A 25,720-nucleotide genomic window follows, 5' to 3' on the forward strand; every position below is an offset into this window, starting at 1 on the left:
CTCCGGATACCCATATAGGCGTTGCGTGAAAAGGGTGGAACCGTTACGGGGCTTCCGGCATATTTCTCGGACACTTTCTTAAGGAAGATTTTCTGGGATGGATGAGCCGCGGAAGCAGCTCACCTCTCCCAGAAATCCCACGGATCACTTCGGCGGATAGGTGCATTGTGTCTTTCGGAAAGTTGAAAAGCCGATGTTAGAGAGACAGGCCTCCAGAGACGATCCTGGGGAGGAGCGATGCCGCTGGAGATCCATCTGGATGATGTGGTGCAGTTGCGCAAGCCCCATCCATGTGGGGGGACGGAGTGGCAGGTGGTGCGGGTGGGGGCGGATATCGGGATCCGCTGTCTGACCTGCGGCCGTCGGGTGCTGTTGCCCCGCCGGGAGTTCGAACGCCGGGTCCGGCGGATCGTCCGTTGCACCCGCCCGCCCCTTGTGCCGCCAGCGCCCTCGTCCGATCGCTGAGCGTCCGCTCTTTATCCCACCGCGTCCCTCCCTTGCACAACCTCCACACCTTGAATGGGTTTCGGATCACCGCTGAGGCCAGCGAAAGGGCTTAACTCACATTATCATGGAGAGCGGCTTGGTCTCCTGCTCGTTCTCCTTCACAATAGAATCAGGCGAGGGATAGGCAAGGGGGCCCGCCTGGGCTCGCTTCCAGGTCACGCACCAGCTACGATTGGGCCCTCGACTGGAGGCACGATATGCCGGAACAGATCATCGATGGGGAAGTGCTTTACTACGCCGTCCATGCGGATCCCGGGGCTCGCCGCTCCCTGATCCTGATCCACGGCGCGGGGGAATCGCATCTGGTGTGGCCGGGGACATTGCGCAACCTCCGGGGGGCGATCGTTTACGCCATCGATCTTCCGGGCCATGGGCGCTCCCGGGGGCGCGGTCGATCCTCCATCGCGGAATACGCGGAAGTGATCGTGCGTTGGATGGAAGCCGTCGGGATCCCGGAGGCGGTCTGGGTTGGGCATTCGATGGGGGGTGCCATCGCGCAGTGGGCAGCGCTGCATCACCCAGAGCGGGTGGCCGGGTTGGTCTTGATCGCCACCGGGGCCCGGCTTCGGGTGAGCCCCCAGATCTTAGAGGGCCTGCGTTCGAACTTCCCCAAAACCGTAGATCTGATCACCGAATGGAGCTGGGGGATGGCCCCACCGGCCCAGCTCGTAGAGGAGGGCCGCCGCATGCTGCTGGCGATGGATCCGACGGTCGTCGAGGGGGACTATCGGGCGTGCGATGCGTTCGATGTGATGGGCCGGTTGGAGGCGATCCGGGTGCCGACCCTGGTGATCGGAGGCACAGCGGATCGCATGACCCCCATGAAATACGCAGAATATCTGGCCGCCCATATCCCCGGGGCGCAGCTGGTTCGAATCGAGGGAGCCGGCCATATGGTCATGCTGGAGCAGCCGGAGGCGGTGGCGGAGGCCGTTCGCTCCTTTCTGGATCACTTAGCGTGATCAGCACGATCTGATCAAACGAGGACAAGGGGATGTTAGCGATTGGAATCGATATCGTTGAGATCCGGCGAGTGGAACGGGCGGTTACCCGGTTTGGGGAGCGGTTCCTCCAGCGGGTCTTTACGCCGGCGGAGCGCCGGGCCTGTCGGGGTCGAGTGTTCGAATATGCGGCCCGCTTCGCGGCGAAGGAGGCAACAGCGAAGGCTCTGGGGGTGGGCCTGCGGATCATGGCCCGCGAGGGCATCGGCTTCTACGATGTGGAGATCCTGCCGGACCATCGGGGGCAGCCCCACGTGCACCTGCACGGGTGGGCGGCCGAGCGCGCCCGGGTGCTCGGCCTGCGGCAATGGGCGGTCAGCATGACCCACGACGGCGGCTTTGCCATCGCCGTGGTCGTCTCCACAGGGGCCTGAGGTCGCAAGGGAACGGCCCGAGAGCCCGCTTGGTCCTCCCAAGACCATAGGGAAGAAGCCACCGTGGGCGGAGAGCTCATGGAAAGCATCCCGTGGCTGCGTCCGGCGGAGCGCTCCCCGGTCCCCCCGGATCCCCATGACGTACGGGTGGGGGATCTTCAAGTGGGGGAGCTCGAGCGGGCGCGCATTGCGCTGATTGGGATCCCCTTCGACACCGCGGTGATCGGCCGCCGGGGTGCGCGGGAAGCCCCGACGGCGATCCGCCGCGCCCTATATCGGATGACGGCGTTCGATTTGGAAAGCGGAATCGATCTTGCGGAACGGCTCGGGGTGATCGATCTGGGGGACGTGGCGGTGGTGCATGGGGACATCCACGAGACCCATCGCCGGGTGGCCGCCGTAGTGGCCCAGGTGGTCCGCCGTGGGCTGCGCCTCCTGATTTTGGGTGGCGATCACAGCCTCTCCTATGCCACGATCCGTGGCCTGAGGGAAGGCCTCGGGGGGCGCTCCATCGGTGTGATCCAGTTCGATGCCCATCACGATCTGCGGGAGCCTGTGGAAGGGGAGATCACCAGTGGGACCCCCTTCGGGCGCCTGCTGGTGGAAGGGGTCCTGGAGGGCGGACGCCTGGTTCAGATCGGCCTGCTGGGAGGGCGGAACAGCCGGTTCTATGCTGAAACGGCGCGCCGGTACGGGATCCGGATGGTGCCGGCGGCCCGGGTCCATAGAGGGGATCCGGAGGCGATCGCGGCGGAAGCTCTGGCGGCGGTCGTTGAGGGAACAGCGGGGTTCTTCATCAGCTTTGATATGGATGTGTTCGATCCCGCCTATGCGCCGGGCGTTTCCGCCCTCAGCCCAGGAGGGCTTACGGCCTTCGAGGGTGTGAGCCTGGTGCGGCGTCTGGCGGCCCATCCCGCCTGTCTGGGGATGGATCTGGTGGAAACCGCGCCGCCCCTGGATCCGGATGGCCGGACCGTGGCCCTGGCGGCAACTGTGGCATACGCTTTTCTGGTGGGGCAAGCGACTTCCATGCCTTCTTAAATATTTTGGTGAAGGCCGCCGAAGGCGGCCCCCACCCCGCGAAGAAACCTATCTCACCTTCCCCTTGTATGGGCAGGCTTTATGCCCGCTTTGGGGCATCCACAAGGGGGCATCCCTTGTGAGTGCTCCTACAGGAGGCGATCCATGTGGATGGTCGAGCTGGGACGCACCGGGATCCAGCTTCCCATCTTCGCCCTGGGGACCTGGAACATCCGTGATCCGGCGGCGATGCGGGAGACCATCCGGGCCGCGGTGGATCGGGGAATCTTCCATATCGACACCGCCGAGCTCTATCCGGGGGCGGAGGAGGTAGTGGGAGAGGCGATTCGGGGGATCCGAGAACAGGTCTTTATCACCACCAAAGTGGCCCCCCAGCACGCCACCTATCACGGGACCTTGGCGGCCTGTGAGGGGAGCCTTCGTAGGCTCCGCACATCTTACATCGATCTCTACCTGTTACATTGGCTGGAGCGGGACACCCCTTTGGAAGAGACCCTCCGGGCGTTCCGGATGTTGATCGAGCAGGGGAAGGTGCGGTTCGTCGGGGTAAGCAACTTCGGGGTGCGGGAGCTTCGGCGGGCCCAGGCGATGTTTCACCCGTATGTCTTGGTGAACGATCAGGTGGAATACAACCTGACCCACCGGCGGCTCGAGCGGGACCTTCTGCCTTATTGCCAGGAGACGGGCGTCACGGTTTCCGGTTATTCGCCGTTCTGGGAAGGCCAGATCCCCCGGCGGAGCCCCCGTTGGCGGGGGATCGAGCGGATCGCCGCCCGCTACGGTCGAAGCCCGCACCAGGTGGTGCTGAATTTCCTGGTCCGACGGCGGGATGTGATCGTGATTTTTAAAACCGAGCGAATCGAGCACCTCCAGGAGAACCTGGGGGCGCTCGACTTCACCCTCGACCCTGAGGATGTGGTCTGGATCGATGCGCACTTCCCCGCATGATTACGGCTTCAGGGGGCGGGGCGCGCAAGGCTGCGGGGTGCGTGTAGGGGCACTCACAAGGGGTGCCCCTACATGAACATAGGGTGGGCGTGTGCGAATCCTCCGCCGAGCTGTCGGATCATCCACATTGAGACCGTGAAGGAGGGTCAATGGAAGGGAGCCCGCTGCGCGATCCCTTATCCTATCCTCGGATCCGAGCGGTCGACGTTCGCCCGATCCGCCGCAACGGCCGCCCCTATCTGCTCCTCCGGGATCCTCTCCGGCTCTCGGAGCAGATGGCGTTGATCCCTCAACCCCTGGCCCCGCTTCTGGCCTTATGTGATGGGACGCGGGACTTGCGGGCCATCCGCGCCGCCCTGATGGTGCGCTATGGCGTGCGCGTGGATGAGGAAACGCTCCGCTCGCTGATCGTGACCCTGGATGAATTGTATCTGCTGGAAAACGAGCGCTTCCGCGAAGCCCAAGCCCGCGCGCTGGAGATCTATCGCCGTGCTCCTTTCCGGCCGCCGATGCTGGCGGAGGAGGTCTACCCGGAGGATCCGACGGCGTTGCGACAACTGCTCCGTCGGTTTGAAGAAGAAGCGCGGGGGGAAGATCCAGAGGAAACCGGGCGTGGGTTGCTCAGCCCGCATATCGACTACGCGCGGGGCGGCCGGATCTACGCCCGCGTCTGGAGGCGGGCGGCCCCGTTCGTGCGGGAGGCAGATCTGGTCATCCTCCTGGGGACCGACCACTATGGGGAAGATCGTTCGATCACCCTGACCCGGCAGCATTACGCCACGCCTTTCGGAGTGCTGCCCACCGCCCTGCCGATCGTGGACGCCCTGGCGCGGGTGCTGGGGGAGGACGCCGCCTTCGCCGGCGAGCTTCGTCACCGGGGCGAGCATTCCATCGAGCTGGCCGCTGTGTGGCTCCATGCGATCCGCGAGGGGAAGCCGGTGGAGGTGGTCCCCATTTTGTGCGGCCCCTTTGTTTCCTTCATTGGGGAAGATCGCGATCCGATGTCCGATCCGGTGATCGCGCGGTTCGTCGAGACCTTGCGGACGTTCATCGCCGGGCGGCGGGCCGTGGTGGTGGCCGCCGGGGATCTGGCCCACGTCGGCCCCGCCTTCGGCGGCCGTCCGCTGGACCTGCAAGGGCGGGCCCGCTTGAAGGCCGACGACGAAGCCTTGATCGACCGTATGGCCGCCGGAGATGCGGCCGGCTTCTTCGCCGAGATCCGGCGGACGAAGGACCGCAACAACGTCTGCGGTGTCTCCCCGATCTACCTGGCCCTGCGGGCGCTCGAGCCCACGGCGGGCGAGCCGGTGGGCTATGAGCTCTGTCCGGCGGACGAGCAGGGGACCTCGGTCGTCTCCATCTGCGGCCTCGTGTGGCGATGAACCTGAAGGTTCCGCTGTTCGCTTTCCTAACCGGCTTGGGGATCAGCCTGGGCGTAGGACGGGCGATCCGGGCGGGCCTGCGGAGCGCCCGCAGGCCTCCGGACCTCCGTCTCATCCTTCTCATCCTGCTGGCCTTCGCCTTGCGGGTTTCCAGCCTCACGGCCCAGCCCCTCTGGCGGGATGAAGTGGATGCCCTGCGGTTCGGTCGGGACCTCTCGGCCGAGGTGGAAGGGGCGTTCCAACGGGGGGCCCAGGCCGGATGGGAGGCGTTGGGTGCGTTGTTGACCCGCCCTGGCTTTAACGGACCGCTCTATTTCATCGGGCTCTTCCAGTGGGTTCGCCTCGCCGGCGATTCGGAGTTCGCCCTCCGGTTCCCCTCCGTCGGGTTCGGGGTCCTCGCGGTCGCCCTCAGCGTTGCCCTTTTCCGACGCGATCTCCCACCTTCTGTTGCGCGGCTGACGGCCTGGTTTCTGGCAGCGGCTCCCTTTATGGTCTGGTATGGCCAGGAGGCGAAGATGTACTCCCTCCTGGTTTTCCTCTTCCTGGCGGCCTGGGGAGCGGGGGAGACCGCCCGTCGGGATCCGGTGGGGTGGCTGGAGGCGGCGCTCTGGCTGGGCCTGGGGTTATACAGCCACATCCTGTTCGCCCTCTTCCTCCCAGCCTTCCTGGGTTTGACTCTGGCCCGGGGAGGGTGGCCGCGAAAAGCTTGGGTGGGAATGGCGATCGCGGGAGCCTTGTTGCTGCTGGCGGATCTCCCCCTATTGCGTTGGCAAATCGAGCAGGTGATTCGCTGGGACGGGGGGATCCGCCCGGTTTGTGGCGAGACCGGCTTCCCCCGGGTCCTGCCGCTGGAAGGGCTTGGCATGTTGGCCTGGGGGCTCGCGGTAGGTGTGTGGGGGGGATTCCCGGATTGGGGGCTGCTCCCGCTGGCCGGGCTGATGGCCCTGGGGATCCTGACGGGCCGCGCCCCGTGGCGGACCCGCGGGGCGCTGGCCTTGTGGGCGCTGAGCCCATGGGCGTTGCTCTCCTTGCTCTCCCTTTGCCGGCCGCTCTTCGTGGAGCGCTACTTGATCGCCGCGGCCCCCGCCTGGTTCGCCCTCGCCGCGCTGGGCTGGGAGCGGATCCCTGGGCGTATCCCCCGGATGCTGGCCCTGGCGTTGGCGCTGACCCCGATGGCGGTCGGCCTGTGGGCCCAGGCCGCTCAGCCGATCAAATCGGACTTCCGGTCAGCGGCCCGGGTCGTTGCTGCCGAATACCGGCCTGGGGATCTCATCCTGTTCCACATCGGCTATGTTCAGTACGTCTTCGATTACTACTTCCGCCAGCCCTATGAGGGCGTGTGGGCTCCGGCCACGAATTACCGGACACCCGAGGGGAAATACCTCCTGGGGGAAGCGGAGGTGGCGGCCCGGATGGCTTCGTTGGTGCGGGGCCGGAAAGTGGTCTGGCTGATCTACTCCGAGGCCGCCATGTGGGACGATCGGGACCTGGTGCGGCGGTGGCTGGACGCCCACGGCCGGCTGACCGAGCGCTGGGGGTTCCCACTGGTAGAGGTGCGGCGGTATGAGTTCCCGTGAAATCAGGCATTGATCAGAAGCCCAGGGGCTGTAAAAATTTTCGCTCATTATCTTGATCGAAATAATCTGATTTCTGTGGATTTAAATTCGCCTCCCGGTGGATTTCGTTTATAATTGACAGTGAAACGAGGAGAAAAGCTCTTCCTCTTCTATGATCTGCACGCGCCGAAAGGACGAGCCCAGGATTCTGGATTGGCTTCTTTGGATCGGCTCGGTCCTGCGCCTCCTGGGGCCCTGGCTTCTTGGGCTCGGGGGCGGGCGATCGAGCGAAGGGATTCTTTTATACTCCTCACCCAGTAGCTCCCTCCGACCCATCGCTTTACCCTCTGGATTTCCCCAAACGCTCTCTCCACTCTACCGCATCACCGCACTGCTGGAATGGAGTCTCCGGGCGATGTACGGATTTTTCTCATTTATCTCTCAGGAGGCTTCCGATGGCCGTGAAGGGTTGGATCACCGTGGATGAGCGGTTCTGCAAAGGGTGCGAGCTCTGCGTGCATTTCTGTCCTCAGAAGGCGCTGGGGTTGGCATGGGATCGATGGACGCCGAAGGGGTATCACCCGGCGCACCTGGTGGATCCAGAGCGATGCACCGGGTGTGAGGTGTGTGCGGTGGTGTGCCCGGAGGGGGCCATCACGGTCTACCGGCAGGCGCCGGTTCGAGCCCAGCGCGCACCCTCACTGGTTTGAGGAGGTGGCCATGGCACGGGAGTTGCTCAAAGGCAATGAGGCGATGGCGGAGGCGGCGATCCGGGCCGGGGTGGAGGCCTACTTCGGGTATCCCATCACGCCTCAGACCGAGCTCTTGGAATACATGGCCCGGCGCATGCCCGAGCTGGGCCGAGTGTTTGTCCAGGCAGAGAGCGAGATCGCGGCCATCAATATGGTGTACGGGGCCGCGTGCACCGGCGCTCGCGTGATGACTTCCTCCTCAGGTCCTGGGATCAGCCTGATGATGGAGGGTCTCTCCTACATCGCGGGCACCGAGGTTCCCTGCGTGATCATTGATGTGATGCGCGGGGGGCCAGGTCTAGGGAACATCGCACCCTCCCAGGGGGATTACAACCAGATCGTCCGCGGCGGCGGCCATGGGGATTACCGGGTGATCACCCTGGCGCCGGCCACGGTTCAGGAGGCCATCGATCTCACCGTATTGGCCTTCGATTTGGCGGAAAAGTACCGGGCGATCGCGGTGGTGCTGACCGACGGGAGCATCGGTCAGATGATGGAGCCGGCGGAGCTGCCGCCGATGCGGGAGATCCCCCGGGCCCGGCCGGAGTGGGCGGTGACGGGCGCCCAGGGCCGCCCCCGGCGGGTTCTGAGCTCCATCTATCTGGATCCTTATGAGGAGGAGAAGACCAACAAACGCCTGCTGGAGCGCTGGCGTCAGATCCAAGCGAACGAGGTGCGCTATCGGGAATACTACCTGGACGACGCGGAGTTCGTGGTGGTGGGGTTTGGGATCGCCGGGCGGGTGGCGCTCTCGGCGGTGCGGGCAGCCCGCGCCGAGGGAATCCGGGTGGGGTTGCTGCGGCCGATCACCCTGAGCCCCTTCCCCTACGCCGCGATCGAGGCGCTCTGCCGACAGGCTCAAGCTTTCCTGGTCGTCGAAATGAACGCCGGCCAGATGTTAGATGACGTGATGCTGGCGGTGGCCCGTCGTGTCCCGGTGGCGTTCTACGGCCGGATGGGCGGCGTGGTTCCCTTCCCGGAGGAGATCCTCGCTGAAATCCGTCGGATCGCCCACCACCTGCCGCGCCCGGAGGAAGATCCACGGGAAGCTTGGTTCCAGCGTCTGAGCCTTGTGGTGTAGCTATGGGATGGGCATCGCGGCCTGCTCCGAGATCCCGAGGAATGCGGCGGATGTCCGGCATAACCCTTTTGGAGGAGCAGTGGAGATGGCGACCGTAACTGCGCCGGAGATGATTTACGAGAAAGTCTATGAGCGCCCGCGCGTTCTGATCGAGGTGCACAGCCATTATTGCCCAGGGTGCACCCATGGCGTGGCCCATCGCCTGGTCGCCGAGGTCCTGGAGGAGATGGGCCTGCGGGAGCGCACCATTGGGGTGGCCTCGGTGGGGTGCTCGGTGTTCGCTTATAACTACTTCGATGTGGATTTTGTGGAGGCGCCTCACGGTCGGGCGCCGGCGATGGCCACGGGCATCAAGCGGATGTTGCCCGATCGCATCGTCTTCACCTATCAGGGCGACGGCGATCTGGCTTCCATCGGAATGGGGGAGATCATCCACACCGCTGTGCGGGGAGAGAACATCACGGTCATCTTTATCAACAACGCCAATTATGGGATGACCGGGGGCCAGATGGCTCCCACCACCGTTCCGGGCCAGCGCACGACCACAACGCCGAACGGGCGGGATGTGCGCCGGAGCGGCTTCCCGATCCGAATGGCGGAGATGCTGGCGAACCTGGAGGGGTCGAGTTACGTGGCGCGGCGCAGCCTCCACGACCCGAAAAACATCCGCCTGGCGAAGAAGGCGATCCGCATGGCCTTCGAGGCCCAGGTCCGGGGGTTAGGCTTCTCCTTCGTGGAGCTGCTTTCCACTTGTCCGACCAACTGGGGGCTTTCCCCGATTGAGGCGATGCATTGGGTGGAAGAAATGATGGTGCCTGTCTTCCCCCTCGGGGAATTCAAAGTGCTCCCCGAGCTCAAGGGATTGCGCGTGTAGTGTTTTGTCCATGAGGTGGGGGCTTTGGAGGCGGAGCCGCGCGCCGAAAGCGCAGCTCCACCCCCCAAAAAAGATTTTCACCTCCCCTCCCCATAGCCCCAAGGCCGTAGGGAAGGGGAGGGGCCATTCTCATGGGCTTTGAATTACGTAACTCCCATTTATGGCGTGAGCGTGACCAGATTTTCGAGCCGGAGGCGCAAAGATGCAGGTCGAAATCGTCATCGCCGGATTCGGCGGGCAAGGGATCCTGTTTGCCGGTCAGGTCCTCGCCTACGCGGCCATGGATGCGGGGAAGAACGTGACCTGGTTCCCCTCCTATGGCCCGGAGATGCGCGGGGGCACAGCGAACTGCACCGTGATCATTTCCGATGAAGAGATCGGCTCCCCCCTGGTGCGTTATCCGCGCGCGGCCATCGTCATGAACCGGCCCTCGCTGGATAAATATGAGCCCCTTGTGCAGTCCGGGGGCGTGCTGGTGGTGAACGCTTCGATGGCCGGGCGGGAGGTTGAGCGGACGGATGTGGAGGTGGTGGCGCTTCCGGCCAGCGAGATGGCGGAGGCGCTGGGGGATCGGCGTCTGGCGAATATGGTGCTGGTCGGGGCGTTGCTGGCTCGGCTTCCTGTGCTGACGCTGGAGCAGGTGGAGCGGGCCCTTCAAGAACATATGCCGGGGCGCCACCGGCACTTGATCGAGCAAAACATCCAGGCCCTGCGGGAAGGCGCCCGCGCCGCTCAGCTCGCTTGCTCGCCCGCGCTGCTCTCGTGATCGCGGCCCTGGGGGCGGGGAGATCGCCTTCAAAGGGCACGGCGTTCGTGATTCTCGCCATCTGACGCCAGGGGGAACCGGAGGGCTGTGACAGGTGTTCCCAGGAAGAGAACGGGCACTATTGCACTTTAACATGCTCTGTTGCGAAGATGAAGAGGGCTAATGAAGAAACTGGCGATGGGGGTTGTCGATCAATGCCTGGATCGCCGGCTCGCGGCACGGGAGAACCGCCAAGCGCGAGCGAAGGGCATCACCCAACGGGCGCGGGATGACCGAAGGCACTGTTTCCGCCTTCCAACGTTGACCATACCCGCTAGTCCACCGGGCGGCCGCCACCCACTCCGCCCGAGCGATCCGTATTAAACCACGAGTACCCAATGTTTGCAACAGAGCAGGTTGTTGTCGGGCGAGTGTTCGCCTCCACCTGGGATCGAATGGTGGCTGGTTGAGTGTGATCGCAGACCGTAGGACGGATCTGCCTGGAAGAGCGGCCGACCACACCCCAGATGGGTGGGCGGTCGTTCTCCATTGTCCCAAGCCTATGCCGTTTGTTGGCTCGGCGGCGCAGTAGATCATTAAGGTCCGGATGCCGTTAGCCCTTCTCGCCTACATTTTGGAACCGCTCATCGGCCCCCATTTCTTCATCCAGCAGCAGGTCGATGGGCCGATGCTCCAGCCCCAGGCGCTGAAGGCGATGCCACCATTTCGAAAGGATGCCATAGTCCAGTTCCAACTCCTCGGCCAGTTGGCGTGTAGGGATGCTCTGGACGAATCCGCGCACGATCTTCTCAATTGTGGAACAGGGGTGGTAGGTGCCCTTCCAGATGGTGTAGGTGAACCAGTTAAACACCTGACCGCAGACACGATCTTTGTCGTCCAAGATCGGGTCCCGATGCCGATCGTGGGACGCCGGATTGGTCGGTAGTGGGTGACCAGCGGAACCCTTTAAGCCATCAGAGTATAGGAGGCGCCGCAAGGGGTTGTAACTCTTTTAGATCGCCGGGAGCGGCTTCTGCTGGTTCTTCACGGCCGAGCAGGCGGCAATGGATTTGCGTCACCATTGGGGTATCGAGAACGGCGTTTTCTATGGGCGGGATGTCCCGATGGCTGAGGGTCGCCTGCACGGTCGGAAGATCGGCGATGGGTTGAGCCGGGTGCGCAACGCGGCGTTGAACTTGCTGCGGACCCTGAGTTTCCCCTTCATCCCGGATGCCCGTCGCCTCCTCGCTGCCAGACCAGACTGGGCCCCTTGTCTGTGATTGTTCAAAAATATGAGTAACCTGGTGGCAGAGCCGGATCGCCCTCCCTAGGTTTTTAACCCTTTAGCCCAGCACCATGGCCAGATTCGCTCCACCTCTCTTCAAGTGATTTCCACACCTGGCCAGAAGCCGACGCCCGTTCACCGCGGACTCCTCCCGCGGATACCCCCGCATCGTCCGATATCGCTCCTTCATCCACCACCCAATGGCTCGCTCGCATGGTGGGTCCCGTTCAGTCGTTCCCCATTCGGCCCTTCCCACGGCCGATCCTTCGTCCACCGCGGCCATCGATTCCACCGATCCAACCATCACCACCGAATCCGATCCGCTATGCTCGCCTTCTCCCCCTCCCTCGGGGGCCTCGCGTTCCAGCATTTCTCCAACATTTTCCCCATCTCCTTCCCTCCCTCCGGCCGCCGCTCCCGGACCAGTTATTTCAACCGAGCCCCATCCACCACCGCCTGCTCCGGTGAGGCCCCAAGGGCGCCCAGGGCGCCATCGGCATCCGGCTCGGCCCGCCCCCTGAATTCCTCCACCCACCGCTCCGTATTCCGCTGCCCGGGGTTCGTGCTCACTGGATGGGCCAGCCCCAATCCATCGGCCACTGCTTGGCCAGCCTCCGCATCGTCGGTCCCCAGCACCTGGGCTCCCACGGCCTCCCCCACCGGCTCCAGCCATTCCTTCCAGGTCCTCGCATCCTCCCCCGCCAACCCGTCCACCGTGAGCACCAGGCCGGTCCGCTCCTCCACCACCACTCCCATCGGGTACCCCTTCCCCTTCCCCTTCACGCTGGGGACATCGCTCCCGATCGCGGGTGTCCGGATCCCCTCCAAGACTTCCTTCCGCTTCATCCCCGGCACCCGCCGGACGGCCTCCTGGACCGTCCGGTAGACCAGGATCTGGCTCATCCACCATCCCAGGGCCTCGAGGAGCAGGGGGAGGGCCCCGTAACTCAGCCTCAAGAGATAGAGCACAATTTGCCGCCTGGCTGGGGGCAAACCTCGGGCCGTTGAATATTCTCTAGCTCTACTTTGGGGAGGATGAACAACAACCGCACGGGTCCTCTCTTCTGGAGGGTGTTTCTCCCTATTTACTGCAATTTCACCAGCAGGTGAATAATCACCTAGCATGTGGAACTTGACAAAAGGGGTGTTAGGTGGTATAAATCAAAGTAATCTTTTAAACAAAAATGCCCTCAGCGGTGTGGGTGGCACCGACCGGAGGGCAGATTCCCACGCCGGCACCGGCGGCGCGGAGATCACCTTAAGCATATCATAAAAAATCATAAAAAGCGGTCTCCGCCAAGCTCCCGACGGAATCGTTTTTGTTTCCCGTTCGGTCTGTTCGTCCTATTTCGGAAGGAAGAAGCGATGGGGGTTAGAGGTCCGAAGGGTTTGGAGTTCACGATCCTCCTCGTTCCCGTTCCGTGGGGGGCTTGGGGTGAGTTTTTCCTTCCTCTCCTATATTGAGTCCAGAGGGATTTCATCAGTTACCCTTCGCGGTTTCTATTCACGATTCCACCGTCAACCACTGCCTGGCGGCGATCCGATCCCTCTTCGTCTTCTGCTGGCCTAGGAAGTCTCTCAACTCACCATGGATGTCTGTCATCGCTTGGTGGCCTGTCCAGACTCGGGTTTCGCTTCATAAAAAAGCCCTGCGTTGAGCGCTTTGCCATGGGGATGGCAGTTATAAGGTTCAAGTTAGAGGTTATTCAACAAGATGCTGGGCTATGAGGCTGGGGATGATGGAACTAAACAACATTGATGTGATATTTATAGCGCTCGGTTACGGATTCCTCGTCTTCGGATGGGCCTCAGCAGTTGCCTTGATTTTATTTGGAAGCCGCGGAGCTGCGCGAGTTTTAGTTTCTATGATTTTGTACACATTTCTTCTGCCGTGGTTTCTAAGACCTTCGATCTTCTCGAAGATCCTTATGGCAGGGTTCATCGCGATAACAGGGCTGGTCGCCCTGCAGTGGCTGGCGGCCCTCGTTATTGGAAAGCATGCAGCCGATAGCATGGTTGGGAGCTTGGCTGCCGACTTGGTCCGTGGTGTTTTCAAGATCGCCTTTAGAGTACTACTTGGCTTCGCTCGAGGATCGGTAGAAGTTATTCATTTTCTGTCCAAGAAGCTTTTAAGCTAAAACAGTTGGGGTGTGACGATGGAGCAAGAAGCCGAGCGCTGGGCGAAGGAGCATATAGAGTCTGCGAGGATAGCCCCCACTGAGAAGAAAGTATGTGCTAGCTGCGGGGCGGAAAACGAGGAAGAAGCTATGTTTTGCGAGGGCTGTGGTCAGCCGCTTGGAGTTAGCGGTCGTTGTCCTAAATGCGGCGCCACGACCCTTCCGGGTGGAGATATATGTGAGGTATGTGGGGCTTGGTTGCTAACGGGCCAGTGCTGTTTTTGTTACGCTCCCCTTGATGCAGATGCTCGATTTTGTCCAGCGTGCGGGAACCCTGTTGATGGTGTGGTGTGTCCAGGCTGTCACAAGCAGCGAATATTTGACTTTTGCCCGGAATGCAACATCCCTTTAACTCGGCAGGCCCTGGAGCTACTAGAGGACCTTCGGAAGGATGCGGAGATCAGCAGGCTGATAGAAGCATTAGGGGAAACATCACCCGTATCTGCTGCGGGACAGGAAGGGTTAGCGGATAAGAGAACTGCCGGACAGGAGGTATTAGAGGAGCTGAAGCGATACTACGGGGAGAGGAAGAGCAAAGCAAAGGCCAGTTCGAGTGCTTCCTTGTTTGGATCGGCTGATTTCGAAGAAGCAATGCAGCAGGTTTCTAAAGCTCAAGAATCGGATGCAAAGCTGAAGGAGTCCCAGGCCCTTTCCCTTTTGAAAAGCGTTCAGAAGAGGACTTTCAATACAAATCAGGAGGCAAGGCGATTTTTCGGGGCTTTGAAGGTTCTTCTTCCTGTGATGAACAAGACTCTTGTTGGGTGGTTGTGCAATGCTTACCAGTGTCTGCATCCCGAAGGCCCCTCCGCATGCGCTGACCCCGCTCCGGGAGGAGAATGGATCTTTCGGGTGGAATATGAAATGAAAGAGGTTGAGATATAGTAGTGATGCCCCTTAACCATTGGGCCAAACAGCGGGTCCTCTTTTGTGAGGCGATATGTAGATATCAAACAGTGCTAAATCCCAATGTATGGGGATTTGCAGACGGGCATTCAATTAGCTCAACGATTAATGAGATACTGCTGATATAGTCCTCCAAAAACAGAAATGGGAGGACCAGTCATGAACTTCCACGAAGACGAGAGGACCGAAAGGGGCGGCGGGCCGATGATATCATCTGGCGTCCAAAGGGGGACTTCTCGCGAGCTGCAGGAGGTTATCCCCTCGGGTGTTCGGAGCCGCATGGGGGGGGATGAAATAGTGCTCAATGGGAAGTCTTATCGCATCGTTCGTGAGCTCTCAGTATCTGGTGAGTCGGAAACCTTTTTGATAGAGAGCGAGAGGCAACAGTTCGTTCTTAAACTCTACTATCCCGCTTTTTCGCCAAAGGAGGATGTTGTTAGGACACTAAAAGAGATTCGTCATTCGGACATCATTGCTCTTATCGACTACGGCTGGTATGGAAATCGGTTCTTTGAGGTGATGGAGTTTGCACGGGGGGGATCGCTGGCTGAAGATGCTCCCATCCGATCTATGGAGCGTTTAAAGCAGATCATTAAGGAAGTTGTAGAAGCTCTTCATTACTGCCACAGCCGCGGAATCATCCACAGGGATATTAAGCCGAGCAACATTTTTTGGCGAGACCCTGAGAAGAGAGACTTGGTCATCGGTGACTTTGGGATATCCTCTGTGTTGAACCCCGGCTTTTCAAAAGCCTTGAGCGGGACTGCTCGCACGAACAGTTACGCGGCGCCAGAGCTTTTTCAGAATGTTGGTGGACAAACCATCATTGATAAGTCGGTGGATTATTACGCCTTGGGAATTACCCTTCTCCATCTCTGGATGGGGCACGATCCCTTTGGGGGGTATTCAGAATACGCGATGATGCGAATCAAGATGGAGGGCGCAGTTCGCATCCCTGAGGATATGCCTCGTGAGCTGCAACACCTGATCCGCGGGCTCATCCCGGTCAACCCTGTTAATCGCTGGGGATACGAAGAGGTTCAGCGCTGGCTGCGCGGGGAACCTGTTGCAGTGCGATACGAAGCGCCAACCGAGTATAAGCCGTTCATCTTTGGGATGGTGGCAGGAGAGCAGCTGATCGCTGACGATCCGGTCTCTCTGGCGGAGCTGATGGAAAAGTATCCGGATTTGGGCAAGAGACATCTTTACAAAAAGACGATAAGCGAGTGGTTGAAGCCGGCGAATCAGTTTCTCTATACCGCGGTTGAGGTTATCGTCGAGGATGAGTACCCGCGCGACCAGAACGCCGGGCTTGTGAAGGCGATTTATCTCCTGGATCCCGAGCGAGGCTTTCGCGGAATCGATGGAAAGTCATACTCCACCGCGGAGGAGATAGCAGCTCACCTCGAGGAGCACTTCGCTCATTACGAAGCTGAGCTGAAAAATAACAATGCCTCCTTCTATCTCTTCCTAGAAGCGAGGGGTTACAAGGAGCAGGCAGACAACTTTCGGAAGCTTTTTAAGAGTGCACCTTCAAGGGCTGCGCTGAACGCGTTGATTCTTTCGTTGGAGAGCGAACAAAGGAAAAGGCTGAGGCTTGGGGACGCGTGGTTCAGTAGCCCTGAGGAGTTGTTACTCGTAACCGATCCGGGGCTCAAGCGTCGAATCGTGGATGATCTCGCGGATCCATTTTCCAAACTTTCGCTCTGGCTTCAGGGCTTCGAGGAACTTCGGGATTCAGTGGATACTTGGAGGAGGCTCGGTCGCCGGGATGAGTTAAGCTTGAGGTATGCCTTGAAGCAAGGCTGGGAATGGCATGGCCAGGTTATCCAAAGCGTCGAGGAGTTGAAGGATCTCCTCGAAAAGCTCTCCGTCCCTATGGAGCCAAACGAAGTCAAGGAGTGTGCGTACTGGCTCAAGCATTACATGGGCCGTTCGCTAACTGACATAATTATGGAAATGTTGGTCGAGCCAGGGATCAGCTCTAACCAATTTGTTGTTCTCTCCTTGACACTTTTGCGCCTTGGGGAGGATCTTGACCTCTCAATCATCGGCGCGATACTGGACGCGAAGGAAAGGATATAATACCAATTGCCATTTTAAAAACCGCAATATATAATGCTGCAAATCCCAGGTTGGGGATTGAGAATGCGCGGACGCCGTTTGCAGATCGATTGGCGGGAAGACGAACAAACTCTATACAACCTCTACAGGAAGGAAAAGGACCCCCAAAGGCGCAGCCGTCTACAGGCTTTGTGGTGGCTGCGGAAAGGGCATTCCCTCCGAGAGACGGCTCAGGTGGTTGGGGTCCATTATCGGACCCTCCAGGATTGGGTGGCCTGGTATCGGCAGGGTGGTGTGGAGGAGATCCTGCGCCACCGCCACGGGGGGCATGGGGGCAGGAAACCCCGCTTAACTCCAGAGGAGGAAGCGCAGCTGAAAGAATTAGCGGCTCAAGGCGTGCTTCGCACCATATGGGACGGGGTCATCTGGGCCCGAGAGACCTGCGGGGTTTCGTACACCTACTGGGGGATGCGTTGGGTGTTTGCACGCTTAAATTTGAGGAAGAAGGTCCCTCGTCCGGTTGCCCCTCAGGCCTCTTTGGAAGCGCAGGAGGAGTGGAAAAAGGGGGCTTAGCCGCCGAGTGGAGAAAGGCTGGGGCGATGGAGGTATCGGGGATTGCCTGGGCAGATGAAATGCGAGTCGGGTTGATTGGGCAAGTGCGGCGGGTCTGGGCGCCACGGGGTGTGAAGATTCGCCAGCGGTTGGAGCGGTGCTATGAGTGGGCGTATTTGCATCTGGCGGTCAATGGGATAGAGGGTAAATTGGATTGGCAATGGACAACGAACTTGAAACAGGAAGCTGTGGCGGAGGTCGTGAAGGGATGGAAGGAGAAAGGGATAGAGGTGTTGATATGGGACAGGGCACCGAGCCATCGAGCCCGCAGGGTGAGGGCGGTGGGGGTGAGGTTGATCGAACAACCTTCCTGTGCACCGGAGCTCAATCCAACGGAGCGGGTGATCGAGGAGCTTCGACGCCGGGTGGAGGGGGAGGTGTATGGGGACATGGAGAAGAAGAAGGCGGCGATAGAGCGAGAGCTTGAGCGATGGGCGGCTGATCCGGAAAGGATTAGGCGCTTGGCTGGATGGGGTTGGATACGAGAAGCAGTGAAGAGCTCCCCCACCGAAAATACGGTCTTTCAATAGACAAGTGGTATAAGCTATGGGGATCGAAGGAGAGGTCCGGGATCAACTGATCGATGAGATGAGCCGGGCGATTGTAGCGGCTGCCCAGGAGAGCCAGGACTCTGCGGAATTCATGCAAAAGTTTAAGGGACTTCTCGGGAGCAGGCCAGGGGATGCAATGCTGGGGGAAGCGCTTTTAAGGCTCCCGGAGGATCTGTTTGTTCCATTAGCAGAGAAGGTAATGGAAAGTGACAGGTATGAGGATTGGGAGCGCTTTGTGAAGCTATATGAGGCAGTTGCGGACTTTATCAAGACAAATGTGCCAGAGTCGCCTATTGTTAAGCGGTTTGACCGAGAGGCTTGCGTTATCCAGACAGAAGTTGAGGCGCTTGATAGGGCGATGTTTGGGGAGGTCTTGAAAAAGGTGCGATCAACGATCTGGTTTCCTTCGCGCTGGCGTCGTCATTTCAAAGAAACGTTAGAGGATTATCGACAGAGTATTGTAGGTATAGCTGGTGGAGTTTGGGATAACTCAAGTTGCTACCTTACGGCGAGGTTGATGCTCACGGCTAATACAAACAAAATGACCTTGAGCTCAAAGCCAACAGAGGTGACAGCGTGAATCGACTTGGGCAAGAGTCGCTCAAGCAAACTGCCTATCGTCTCGACCCGCTTGCGATAAACTTGTTGCAAATAACGAATCCGGGGTGGAAATTGTTTTTCATGTTGGCTTGCCGCATCGGCTGGACGGCGAATTCACCATCTTGAGCCGCCACGGCTTCAAAGGCAGCGTCGTTGTATCCCCGGTCGACATAGACCGTGGCACCAGGGGGTAAGTCCCACTGGAAACCTTCCAGGCAAGCCACGTCGCTGGCCGAACCAGGGGTGAGGAAGACCTCCACCGGTTCGCCGTTGGCCGTCGCCAACACGTGAATCTTAAGCCCGTAGAAATACCGCCTCTTACTGGCAATGTAGTCTCGATATTCTGGAGAGCGATAGAGCCGACAGCGTCGAATTCGATAGTTATCGCACACAGGGATAGGAAAACTGTCTATGATGTAGATGGAATCGGCATTGAGCTGCTTCCATATTTCGCCCAAGGTGGAGAACAGCGTCAAAAATAGGTCTCGGATGCGGTGTAATCGGCGATGGAAGCGGCTTTTGCTCAGCATAGAAGGGATCATACCGTTGTCCTTCAGATACGCACGCGCCGTCTCGAAGTTACCATGGAAAAATAAGGCGGCGGTAATGGCGGTTGTTATCACTTTAGCATCACTCATTTGCCTTTGTGGATCTTTGTGATGGTGTAGTGCTTTTAACAAATCGTCGCATAAGCAATAGATGGCTATAATGCGATCGCTGATAAATGCCTCCATGGAGGAACCTCAGTGGTAGGGATAAATGCATCGCTAACCTTACCCTGAAACCCGTGGATTCTCCACTCTCAGGTCCCAAGGCGGCAACTTGGGTTAAAAATATTGAAGAACTTATCGATCTATTAAACAATCTCACGGACTCTATGGAGCCGGAGGAAGTCCGAGAGTGTCAGTACTGGTTGAAACATTACATTGGCAGTTCGTTGGTCGATATAATTTTAAAAATAATTACGGAGAGAAGATCAGCTACAAGCAGTTTGTGGTTCTATCTTCCACACTCTTGCGGCTTGGTGAAGCCCTTGATCTTTCGACTATAAACACATTATTTGAGATGAATCGAAGACTTATAGACCATGGACATTCAGACTAAGATTCCAGAACAACTGATTGTCGAGATGAGTCATGGGATCGTGGTAGCTGGGCAAAGTGCTCGCGATCCTTTGGGGTTTATACGTCAGTTTAAGGAGCTTCTTGAGAAAAACTCTAGGGATCCGCTGTTGCAAGAAGTGCTTTTAAGACTCCCAGAGGACTTATTTGTACCTCTGGCAGAGGCAGTAAGTAAGAGTGATGATCCCAAAGATTGGGAGCAATTTGTGAAGCTGTATGAAGAAGTTAGGGACTGCATTGAACAGTGCACTACTGAGGCGCCTATCCTTGCCCGGTATAAGCGGGAAGCTAAGATTATTAAAGAGCAGGTTCGCGCGGTTCAGACTCAAATCGCAAACGAGCATCATACAAAAGAGAGCGAGGTCAGAAGCGCATATAAGCAACTAGTTGAAGAGCGGATAAAAGTGGCAAAGAAGGATCCAAATTTGAAAAAGCTGCTTAAATACGCACTATTTTCATTAATTGTTGCTGGCTGGAGCATTCTGTATCTTATTTGGCCAAAGTCAAATGGTGAGCCGCCTGGTTGGTTGCTAGCACCTTATATACCTATTGTACTAATTGGCGTAAGCATTGGTTTTGCCTGGGGAGGTCTAATCGGTGCGGTCATCGGCCTTATTGTTGGTGCTCTTGCAGGTGCTGTAGTTGCTGTCCTCGGGTGGTTGTTGTTGATACCAAGTGTCTATTTTGCTTGGCGGTACCATATGGAAATTGATGAAAGAAGTCAACTTACAAATGAGGAAAAGCAGGCTTATGAGACGTCACTTGAGACTATGCAGAGGTACTATCAAAACCTAATGAAAGCTGAAACTGCAAGAGCAAAACTTAGTGTTATAGCCACACGCTTGGAGAAATTGGGCGGATAAGGTTGCTCTGTTGCAAAGATGGGGTGGAGAAGTTAGCGATAGAGGTTGTCGACCAAGGCCTGGATCGCCGGCTCCCGGTGCTGGAGAGAGGCTCGACGCGAGCGAAGGGCATCACCAAACTTGCGCTGGATGACGGAGTTCACCGTCTCCGCCTTCCCGTGCGGATCATACCCGCCATCCCACCCGGCCGCATCCCCCCACTCCGCCCGGGCTCGTCGCTTCGGATCGACCCGTTGGCCGCCCCGGCAGATGAAGGGGATCCCATCGCGCGCCGTGACCCCTCGTCCGTCAAAACCGGCATCCCCAACGATCGACCAGCCCTGCTTACAGGCATCGCGCCGGGCATCCCGCCGCAACCCATTCCGAAACCCGTTGCTGAGCTTGAGGTAAAAGGTGAACAGCACACAGGCCGCCAATTGGGGGAGGGTGTAGAGATGAAGGCTCTTCGGATGGGAATAGCGTGGCCAGACCTGTTGGGCCAGGCGATAAGCCATTTGGGCAACGATCCCATAACGGCTCTCGTCTTTCCCCATACGGGTCTCCCTCAAAGCCCAGCTTCCAAAGATTGGAGGAGGGTTTGACTCAACGCGCCAGCCCTATTCCACCACGCTTACCCGATGTTTACAACTGAGCAAGTCTCATTTATTGCTTGATAGCACGAAAGAAGATCCGTCGTGCCTGGGATGAGCTAGAGAGACACAATGTAGAACAGGCTAACGAGCTGTATAAGTACGAAGTAGAAAAAAGGCGGTGAGGGTGAAGCTTTTAGTGTTCGCCTGTTTAACCCACGATTAGGCAAATAGAGGGGTGAGAAGATGTCACTTGTGTGTGCGGAGTGTCAGACGCCGAATCGAGAAATTGCGAAATATTGCAAGCGGTGCGGAAAAAGTTTATCCAGCACCCAGATAGCCAATTTGGATGAACTAATCGGCTTGGAAGAGATAAAAGAAAAAATTACCGAAATTCGTAATATAGCGCTTGCTTTTCGTCAAAGGAAGAATCGAAATCCGTCTACTTCGTGCCCAAATTTTAATGCAATTGTTATAGGAGCCCCGGGCACTGGAAAATCGAAGTTGGTTAACATAGCGGAAGGTATCTTTCGAGAAGCGGGGATGATCAGCGATATCCGGATCGTTGAGGCAGTTGAGTACGCGCAGTTTAGCAAAGATCTTAAAAACAATTTCCAGAGATTGAAAGGAGGCTTCCTTATAATCAATGACGTGCATAAGCTGGTGCCGGCTGGATATTCCGGAACCGTGGATCCGCTCGACCCTCTTTGTCTTGAGATGAGAAGTTCTTTGGGTGATCCGATTGTTTGGTGGGTTGGGCTTCCGTATGGTTTCAGAGAGTATTTGGACAGGAATCCCGGTGTTGCCAGCTTGTTTCCATATCAGTTTCGGTTACCGGAGCCTGATGCAGCCCAGCTGTTTTTGATCTGCGAGCAGGAAATAAGGCGTAAAGGTTTTGAGATTTCGGAGGAAGCCCGGGAGCGTTTGCGGAAGCGATTCGCTTTCCTTTACCGATACAAAGATAGCTCGTTCGGTAATGGTCATGTTGCTGTGCAAGAAGCGGAGGCAGCTGTTAAGAACTACTTGATACGAGTGGGGAATGGGGCTGTTGATGACAATGTGATCCGAGAGGAGGATATCAAAGGCGAGATTCTGCATGAGAAAACTTTGGATGACATTCTGGGGGAGCTAAACGAGCTCGTGGGCATGGAAGAGATAAAGAAGGAAATTCGAGCATTGGCAGATACTCTAAAAGTCCAAAAAGAAAGAGCAAAGGCCGGAGGCAAAGCCTTTCGGCCTAATCTCCATATGGTTATTACTGGGAATCCGGGAACCGGAAAGACAACGATAGCAAGGAAGCTTGGGGATATTTTTTTCGCTCTGGGTCTCTTGAGTAGGGGACATGTTGTGGAGGTAGATCGAAAGGATTTAGTGGGTGAGTATGTGGGGCACACGGCCCCCAAGACGAACGCCAAGATTGATGAGGCCATGGGAGGGATCCTGTTTATTGATGAAGCCTATACGCTGAAGCAAAGTGATAGTGATCTGTTTGGCCAGGAAGCAATCGATACGTTATTGAAGCGGATGGAAGATGATCGCGGTAAGTTCGTGGTGATAGTCGCAGGCTATCCCAAGCCTATGGAGAAGTTTCTGGACGCCAACCCGGGGCTTCGTTCTCGTTTCACCAGATATTTCCATCTGCCGGATTACACCGCGGAAGAACTTATCGAGATTTTTAGGGTCATGGTTAGGCAGCACGGGTATAGGCTTGATGCCCTGGCTGAACAGAAAGCTGCCGCTGCGATACGGAAACTGTGGAGCAACCGAGGATCCAACTTTGCCAACGCGCGCGAAATACGGAACTTGCTTGAGTCAGTTATCGCTCGTCAGTCTCAACGGGTGAGTCGTGAGGGAATGGTTGAGGAAGCGGAGCTCTCCTTGATTCGCGAAGAGGATATTCCCACTGAATCTATCGATGTCGATCTGGAAACCGCGTTAAGCGAATTGGACTCCTTTGTAGGGCTCAGCAGGGTCAAGGAGGAAGTTCGAAAGCTCGGATATTACTTGCGTGCCGAGAAGCTGCGGCGTTCTATGTTTCCTGAAGCAGGGGCGGAAAGTCAGCTAAATGTTCACTTCGTGTTCAGGGGCAATCCGGGGACCGGAAAGACGAGTGTGGCCAGGGTTCTCGGTAGGGTTCTGAAGTCCCTCGGTTTGCTGGCGAAAGGTCATGTCGTGGAGGTGGATCGCAAGGACCTGGTGGGTAAATATGTAGGTCATACGGCCCCTAAGGTGAACGCCAAGATTGATGAGGCCATGGGCGGGATTCTGTTTATTGATGAGGCTTATACGTTGGCGCGGGATGTTTTCGGCAGGGAAGCGATAGATACATTACTGAAGAGGATGGAAGATGACCGCGGGAAATTTGTGGTTATTGTGGCCGGATATCCGAAGGAGATGGAACGCTTTCTTTATACTAATCCCGGGTTAGCTTCACGCTTCACCAAATATATCGACTTTGATGACTATAACCCCGATGAGCTGACACTGATCTTCAAGAAGTTTGTGAGCTTAAAGGGTATGAAGCTTACGTCTGAGGCAGAATCGAAACTGTCTCAGCTTATGGAGCACATTTACCAGCACCGCGATGAACGATTCGCAAATGCAAGAACTGTGAGGAACATTTTCGAGCAGGTGCTTCAGAATCAGGCGGCGAGGATAGCGAAACTGGTCGATCAAGGTTTGATTAACCCTGAGAACCTGTTGGTCATCACGGAGGAAGATTTTATAGGGGTTGGGCGATGAGTGGAATTTGCCCGTATTGCAAGGTAGAGATCGATGTCGACTCGTTATTTTGTGATCAGTGTGGGAATGAGCTGTCTGTATGTCCGAAGTGTGGGAGGTTCGGGAAGGGTAAATACTGTGGCTATGATGGGACAGCTTTGATTAAAGCAAGTGAAAACTCCGCTCAACGGGAGGCTGCAGCTGCAAGCCCCGTGTTCGGTCAGGGGCCGGCAATCCCTTCGCTTTCGGCGCAACGATCGTCCCCCTCAGGCTCCTCCCCATCGAGCCTCATGGAGGTGCCGAAGTTGCGTCTGATCAATAAGACCCTTGGGATTGAGCTGGAGGTACAGTCTGGAGATATATTGGGTCGCAAAGAGGGACGGTTTGCTGAGGTGTTGAGAGGTTTTGAACAGATCTCGAGGAGGCACTGTCGGTTTGTCTTTGATCCCTCATCGGGATGGACGGTGACCGACCTGGGTTCGACAAACGGCACAAAATATAATGGCAAGCTGTTGCAGCCAGGTCAGGCTTGTCCATTGCGGGATGATTCATTTTTGCTTGTCGGAAACATTGAGTTTTATGTGCAGATCGAGGATGTAGCGAACGAGAAAACCAAACGGATGTAGGAGCTCGTGAATGATAAAACTGCGGATTGAGGCATTCACTCAGCCGGGTCACGCCCGAGATCATAATGAGGACAGGCTTCTCATTGGCAATGAAATCATAAGGGATGGGGTGGTTCGCATGGACATGCGTATTGAAGAAGGCGATAGGCTTCTATTGGCGATTGCTGATGGTATGGGAGGACATCAAGCCGGAGAAGTGGCCGCTGAGATGGTGTTGGGTCTGTTTCGGGATAAAGTGGCCTTATTGAATAGAGGCCTAACAGAGGAACAACTAGAGCAGTGGATTTACAATACGGCGGACGAAATTCACATGCGTCTGTTGGAGGAGGGGGCATCCGATCCGCATAAGAAGGGTATGGGCTCGACCCTTGTTGGCCTTTTGTTTTATGAAGCTCGGATCTACTACATTAATGTGGGGGACAGTCGGCTATATCGATTTAGGGATGGTTATGTGGTTCAGGTGTCAAGGGATCAATCACTGCGAGCGCTCACAGGCGTAGAGTCCAAGGTGATCTTGAATTGCTTCGGAGGAAAAGAAGGGAAGATTTACGTCGAGTTTAATGCGGTGGGCGGACGTTACTTTGAGGACGACGTGCTCTTCTTATGTAGCGACGGCTTTAGTGACGTGGTGAGCGAGGAAGAGATTGAAGCATTATTGGCAAGAAAAGATAATGCCCTAGATCAGATCTTAGATGTGCTGAAGCAAAGACAGGCAAGGGATGATGCGTCAGCTATTATTGTCCGAATTAAGACGCCGGATCAGGTGGTTTGAAGAAAGAGAGCGAAACACGAAGAAAGCGGTTGGGCTATAGCGGGTCTCGAGCTCCTTCATCGGCACCCTATTGGGGTGGATCTCGGTTGCCTTCTTTCGCACCCTGGAGCACACGGACTTGGTGTTGGGTGTTGCCTTCTCCGCTGATGGGGAGCTTCTGGTCTTGACTGATAATAGGGTACGGCTGTGACGGGTTTCAGATGGCGTCCTCCTTCGCACTTTAGAGCACGCGAGCATGGTGGAAAATGTAGCCTTCTTTCTTGATGGGATGCTTGTGGCCTCGGGATCGTTTGAGGAGAAGGGTGCAGCTGTAAGCGACGGATTCCTTTTCATCGCTCCCTAAGCTATGTCGTATCGCAGTCGGCCGAGGTGACGGGAAACCCAGGCCCGCCGCCTGGTGTCGGGCTTTATAAGCCTCCATCTTCAATGAGCATCTTGTCCAACGACAATAGAGAACCTGTCAGGTTGGTAAGAGGAAGGATTAGGAAGATGAACTACAGGAAAGGAGCAGTCGTTCCCTTAGTTATCTCCACAGCTGAGCAATTTAAAAGACCTGTTGCATAATTCCTGGGAGGGGGTTTTGGGGGCTGGGAAG

At 57.5% G+C, this 25,720-nt stretch carries 27 protein-coding genes; 22 read left to right on the top strand and 5 right to left on the bottom strand.

Annotated features, from left to right (window positions below; genetic code table 11):
• Positions 1-237: 237 nt before the first annotated feature.
• The 11 genes from ACFMO5_RS01950 (at position 238) to ACFMO5_RS02000 (ending at position 10,282) form a co-directional block, all read left to right on the top strand.
• Positions 238-465 (top strand): DUF951 domain-containing protein, encoded by a 228-nt coding sequence (locus ACFMO5_RS01950; RefSeq protein WP_376791091.1) that lies wholly within the window; start codon positions 238-240, stop codon positions 463-465.
• 239 nt (positions 466-704) lie between these two features.
• Positions 705-1,469: an alpha/beta fold hydrolase gene (locus tag ACFMO5_RS01955; protein WP_376791092.1), complete on the top strand. Its 765-nt coding sequence runs from the start codon at positions 705-707 to the stop codon at positions 1,467-1,469.
• Between the two features lie 32 nt (positions 1,470-1,501).
• Positions 1,502-1,882 (top strand): holo-ACP synthase, encoded by a 381-nt coding sequence (gene acpS / locus ACFMO5_RS01960; protein ID WP_376791093.1) that lies wholly within the window; start codon positions 1,502-1,504, stop codon positions 1,880-1,882.
• Between the two features lie 78 nt (positions 1,883-1,960).
• Positions 1,961-2,923 (top strand): agmatinase family protein, encoded by a 963-nt coding sequence (locus ACFMO5_RS01965; RefSeq protein ID WP_376791094.1) that lies wholly within the window; start codon positions 1,961-1,963, stop codon positions 2,921-2,923.
• Positions 2,924-3,067: 144 nt separating this feature from the next.
• Positions 3,068-3,871 (top strand): aldo/keto reductase, encoded by an 804-nt coding sequence (locus ACFMO5_RS01970; RefSeq protein WP_376791095.1) that lies wholly within the window; start codon positions 3,068-3,070, stop codon positions 3,869-3,871.
• Positions 3,872-4,020: 149 nt separating this feature from the next.
• Positions 4,021-5,253, top strand: coding sequence for an AmmeMemoRadiSam system protein B (gene amrB, locus ACFMO5_RS01975; RefSeq protein WP_376791096.1), 1,233 nt, complete (start codon positions 4,021-4,023; stop codon positions 5,251-5,253).
• A complete protein-coding gene (locus ACFMO5_RS01980; protein ID WP_376791097.1) occupies positions 5,250-6,830 on the top strand; it encodes a glycosyltransferase family 39 protein in 1,581 nt (526 codons plus the stop codon). Before amrB ends, ACFMO5_RS01980 begins: the two co-directional genes overlap by 4 nt.
• Before the next feature lie 434 nt (positions 6,831-7,264).
• A complete protein-coding gene (locus ACFMO5_RS01985) occupies positions 7,265-7,519 on the top strand; it encodes a ferredoxin family protein (protein WP_376791098.1) in 255 nt (84 codons plus the stop codon).
• Positions 7,520-7,529: 10 nt separating this feature from the next.
• Positions 7,530-8,642, top strand: a complete 1,113-nt coding sequence (locus ACFMO5_RS01990; RefSeq protein ID WP_376791099.1) for a 3-methyl-2-oxobutanoate dehydrogenase subunit VorB — start codon at positions 7,530-7,532, stop codon at positions 8,640-8,642.
• A gap of 85 nt (positions 8,643-8,727) precedes the next feature.
• On the top strand, positions 8,728-9,516 hold the full coding sequence (locus ACFMO5_RS01995) for a thiamine pyrophosphate-dependent enzyme (protein WP_376791100.1): 789 nt from the start codon (positions 8,728-8,730) through the stop codon (positions 9,514-9,516).
• Positions 9,517-9,718: 202 nt separating this feature from the next.
• Entirely contained in the window at positions 9,719-10,282 is a 564-nt protein-coding gene (locus tag ACFMO5_RS02000; RefSeq protein WP_376791101.1) for a 2-oxoacid:acceptor oxidoreductase family protein, read from the top strand.
• 592 nt (positions 10,283-10,874) lie between these two features.
• On the opposite strand, the gene ACFMO5_RS02005 is transcribed toward ACFMO5_RS02000, so the two are convergent.
• A complete protein-coding gene (locus tag ACFMO5_RS02005) occupies positions 10,875-11,162 on the bottom strand; it encodes a hypothetical protein (protein ID WP_376791102.1) in 288 nt (95 codons plus the stop codon).
• 163 nt (positions 11,163-11,325) lie between these two features.
• Here ACFMO5_RS02005 and ACFMO5_RS02010 point away from each other — a divergent pair, with 163 nt between their 5' ends.
• On the top strand, positions 11,326-11,541 hold the full coding sequence (locus ACFMO5_RS02010; RefSeq protein WP_376791103.1) for a hypothetical protein: 216 nt from the start codon (positions 11,326-11,328) through the stop codon (positions 11,539-11,541).
• A gap of 63 nt (positions 11,542-11,604) precedes the next feature.
• Here the strand turns inward: ACFMO5_RS02010 and ACFMO5_RS02015 are convergent, their stop codons facing one another.
• Positions 11,605-11,916 carry a hypothetical protein gene (locus ACFMO5_RS02015; RefSeq protein WP_376791104.1) on the bottom strand — a complete coding sequence of 104 codons (312 nt, stop codon included), beginning with the start codon at positions 11,914-11,916 and terminating at the stop codon, positions 11,605-11,607.
• Positions 11,917-11,972: 56 nt separating this feature from the next.
• Positions 11,973-12,515 carry a hypothetical protein gene (locus ACFMO5_RS02020; RefSeq protein WP_376791105.1) on the bottom strand — a complete coding sequence of 181 codons (543 nt, stop codon included), beginning with the start codon at positions 12,513-12,515 and terminating at the stop codon, positions 11,973-11,975.
• Positions 12,516-13,282: 767 nt separating this feature from the next.
• On the opposite strand from ACFMO5_RS02020, the gene ACFMO5_RS02025 reads away from it, so the two are divergent.
• The 6 genes from ACFMO5_RS02025 to ACFMO5_RS02050 all read left to right on the top strand — a co-directional run bounded on the left by ACFMO5_RS02025 (position 13,283) and on the right by ACFMO5_RS02050 (position 18,433).
• Entirely contained in the window at positions 13,283-13,684 is a 402-nt protein-coding gene (locus ACFMO5_RS02025) for a hypothetical protein (RefSeq protein WP_376791106.1), read from the top strand.
• An 18-nt stretch (positions 13,685-13,702) separates the two neighbouring features.
• A complete protein-coding gene (locus ACFMO5_RS02030; RefSeq protein ID WP_376791107.1) occupies positions 13,703-14,605 on the top strand; it encodes a zinc ribbon domain-containing protein in 903 nt (300 codons plus the stop codon).
• Between the two features lie 180 nt (positions 14,606-14,785).
• Positions 14,786-16,711 (top strand): serine/threonine protein kinase, encoded by a 1,926-nt coding sequence (locus tag ACFMO5_RS02035; protein WP_376791108.1) that lies wholly within the window; start codon positions 14,786-14,788, stop codon positions 16,709-16,711.
• A gap of 63 nt (positions 16,712-16,774) precedes the next feature.
• Positions 16,775-17,263: a helix-turn-helix domain-containing protein gene (locus ACFMO5_RS02040; RefSeq protein WP_376791109.1), complete on the top strand. Its 489-nt coding sequence runs from the start codon at positions 16,775-16,777 to the stop codon at positions 17,261-17,263.
• A 26-nt stretch (positions 17,264-17,289) separates the two neighbouring features.
• On the top strand, positions 17,290-17,832 hold the full coding sequence (locus tag ACFMO5_RS02045) for a transposase (RefSeq protein ID WP_376791110.1): 543 nt from the start codon (positions 17,290-17,292) through the stop codon (positions 17,830-17,832).
• 16 nt (positions 17,833-17,848) lie between these two features.
• On the top strand, positions 17,849-18,433 hold the full coding sequence (locus ACFMO5_RS02050) for a hypothetical protein (RefSeq protein WP_376791111.1): 585 nt from the start codon (positions 17,849-17,851) through the stop codon (positions 18,431-18,433).
• Positions 18,434-18,467: 34 nt separating this feature from the next.
• On the opposite strand, the gene ACFMO5_RS02055 is transcribed toward ACFMO5_RS02050, so the two are convergent.
• The gene (locus ACFMO5_RS02055) at positions 18,468-19,187 is read right to left on the bottom strand and encodes an IS982 family transposase (RefSeq protein WP_376791112.1); all 720 of its coding nucleotides are present in this window, start codon (positions 19,185-19,187) and stop codon (positions 18,468-18,470) included.
• A 353-nt stretch (positions 19,188-19,540) separates the two neighbouring features.
• Here ACFMO5_RS02055 and ACFMO5_RS02060 point away from each other — a divergent pair, with 353 nt between their 5' ends.
• The gene (locus ACFMO5_RS02060) at positions 19,541-20,437 is read left to right on the top strand and encodes a hypothetical protein (protein ID WP_376791113.1); all 897 of its coding nucleotides are present in this window, start codon (positions 19,541-19,543) and stop codon (positions 20,435-20,437) included.
• 32 nt (positions 20,438-20,469) lie between these two features.
• On the opposite strand, the gene ACFMO5_RS02065 is transcribed toward ACFMO5_RS02060, so the two are convergent.
• Complete coding sequence (locus tag ACFMO5_RS02065) at positions 20,470-20,970, bottom strand: hypothetical protein (RefSeq protein ID WP_376791114.1); 501 nt, start codon at positions 20,968-20,970, stop codon at positions 20,470-20,472.
• 282 nt (positions 20,971-21,252) lie between these two features.
• On the opposite strand from ACFMO5_RS02065, the gene ACFMO5_RS02070 reads away from it, so the two are divergent.
• The 3 genes from ACFMO5_RS02070 (at position 21,253) to ACFMO5_RS02080 (ending at position 25,125) form a co-directional block, all read left to right on the top strand.
• Positions 21,253-23,748 (top strand): AAA family ATPase, encoded by a 2,496-nt coding sequence (locus ACFMO5_RS02070; RefSeq protein ID WP_376791115.1) that lies wholly within the window; start codon positions 21,253-21,255, stop codon positions 23,746-23,748.
• A 284-nt stretch (positions 23,749-24,032) separates the two neighbouring features.
• Positions 24,033-24,353, top strand: a complete 321-nt coding sequence (locus ACFMO5_RS02075) for an FHA domain-containing protein (RefSeq protein WP_376791116.1) — start codon at positions 24,033-24,035, stop codon at positions 24,351-24,353.
• A 10-nt stretch (positions 24,354-24,363) separates the two neighbouring features.
• A complete protein-coding gene (locus ACFMO5_RS02080; RefSeq protein WP_376791117.1) occupies positions 24,364-25,125 on the top strand; it encodes a PP2C family protein-serine/threonine phosphatase in 762 nt (253 codons plus the stop codon).
• Positions 25,126-25,720 lie beyond the last annotated feature (595 nt).

Source organism: Thermoflexus sp. (assembly GCF_042408365.1).
GTDB lineage: Bacteria > Chloroflexota > Anaerolineae > Thermoflexales > Thermoflexaceae > Thermoflexus.

Bases quoted from the DNA above. Each gene is read 5' to 3' on its own strand.
- ACFMO5_RS01950 (WP_376791091.1), top strand. From the start codon at position 238: ATGCCGCTGGAGATCCATCTGGATGATGTGGTGCAGTTGCGCAAGCCC.
- ACFMO5_RS01955 (WP_376791092.1), top strand. From the start codon at position 705: ATGCCGGAACAGATCATCGATGGGGAAGTGCTTTACTACGCCGTCCAT.
- acpS (WP_376791093.1), top strand. From the start codon at position 1,502: ATGTTAGCGATTGGAATCGATATCGTTGAGATCCGGCGAGTGGAACGG.
- ACFMO5_RS01965 (WP_376791094.1), top strand. From the start codon at position 1,961: ATGGAAAGCATCCCGTGGCTGCGTCCGGCGGAGCGCTCCCCGGTCCCC.
- ACFMO5_RS01970 (WP_376791095.1), top strand. From the start codon at position 3,068: ATGTGGATGGTCGAGCTGGGACGCACCGGGATCCAGCTTCCCATCTTC.
- amrB (WP_376791096.1), top strand. From the start codon at position 4,021: ATGGAAGGGAGCCCGCTGCGCGATCCCTTATCCTATCCTCGGATCCGA.
- ACFMO5_RS01980 (WP_376791097.1), top strand. From the start codon at position 5,250: ATGAACCTGAAGGTTCCGCTGTTCGCTTTCCTAACCGGCTTGGGGATC.
- ACFMO5_RS01985 (WP_376791098.1), top strand. From the start codon at position 7,265: ATGGCCGTGAAGGGTTGGATCACCGTGGATGAGCGGTTCTGCAAAGGG.
- ACFMO5_RS01990 (WP_376791099.1), top strand. From the start codon at position 7,530: ATGGCACGGGAGTTGCTCAAAGGCAATGAGGCGATGGCGGAGGCGGCG.
- ACFMO5_RS01995 (WP_376791100.1), top strand. From the start codon at position 8,728: ATGGCGACCGTAACTGCGCCGGAGATGATTTACGAGAAAGTCTATGAG.
- ACFMO5_RS02000 (WP_376791101.1), top strand. From the start codon at position 9,719: ATGCAGGTCGAAATCGTCATCGCCGGATTCGGCGGGCAAGGGATCCTG.
- ACFMO5_RS02010 (WP_376791103.1), top strand. From the start codon at position 11,326: ATGGATTTGCGTCACCATTGGGGTATCGAGAACGGCGTTTTCTATGGG.
- ACFMO5_RS02015 (WP_376791104.1), bottom strand. From the start codon at position 11,916: ATGCTGGAACGCGAGGCCCCCGAGGGAGGGGGAGAAGGCGAGCATAGC.
- ACFMO5_RS02025 (WP_376791106.1), top strand. From the start codon at position 13,283: ATGATGGAACTAAACAACATTGATGTGATATTTATAGCGCTCGGTTAC.
- ACFMO5_RS02030 (WP_376791107.1), top strand. From the start codon at position 13,703: ATGGAGCAAGAAGCCGAGCGCTGGGCGAAGGAGCATATAGAGTCTGCG.
- ACFMO5_RS02035 (WP_376791108.1), top strand. From the start codon at position 14,786: ATGAACTTCCACGAAGACGAGAGGACCGAAAGGGGCGGCGGGCCGATG.
- ACFMO5_RS02040 (WP_376791109.1), top strand. From the start codon at position 16,775: ATGCGCGGACGCCGTTTGCAGATCGATTGGCGGGAAGACGAACAAACT.
- ACFMO5_RS02045 (WP_376791110.1), top strand. From the start codon at position 17,290: ATGGAGGTATCGGGGATTGCCTGGGCAGATGAAATGCGAGTCGGGTTG.
- ACFMO5_RS02050 (WP_376791111.1), top strand. From the start codon at position 17,849: ATGGGGATCGAAGGAGAGGTCCGGGATCAACTGATCGATGAGATGAGC.
- ACFMO5_RS02055 (WP_376791112.1), bottom strand. From the start codon at position 19,187: ATGGAGGCATTTATCAGCGATCGCATTATAGCCATCTATTGCTTATGC.
- ACFMO5_RS02060 (WP_376791113.1), top strand. From the start codon at position 19,541: ATGGACATTCAGACTAAGATTCCAGAACAACTGATTGTCGAGATGAGT.
- ACFMO5_RS02065 (WP_376791114.1), bottom strand. From the start codon at position 20,970: ATGGGGAAAGACGAGAGCCGTTATGGGATCGTTGCCCAAATGGCTTAT.
- ACFMO5_RS02070 (WP_376791115.1), top strand. From the start codon at position 21,253: ATGTCACTTGTGTGTGCGGAGTGTCAGACGCCGAATCGAGAAATTGCG.
- ACFMO5_RS02080 (WP_376791117.1), top strand. From the start codon at position 24,364: ATGATAAAACTGCGGATTGAGGCATTCACTCAGCCGGGTCACGCCCGA.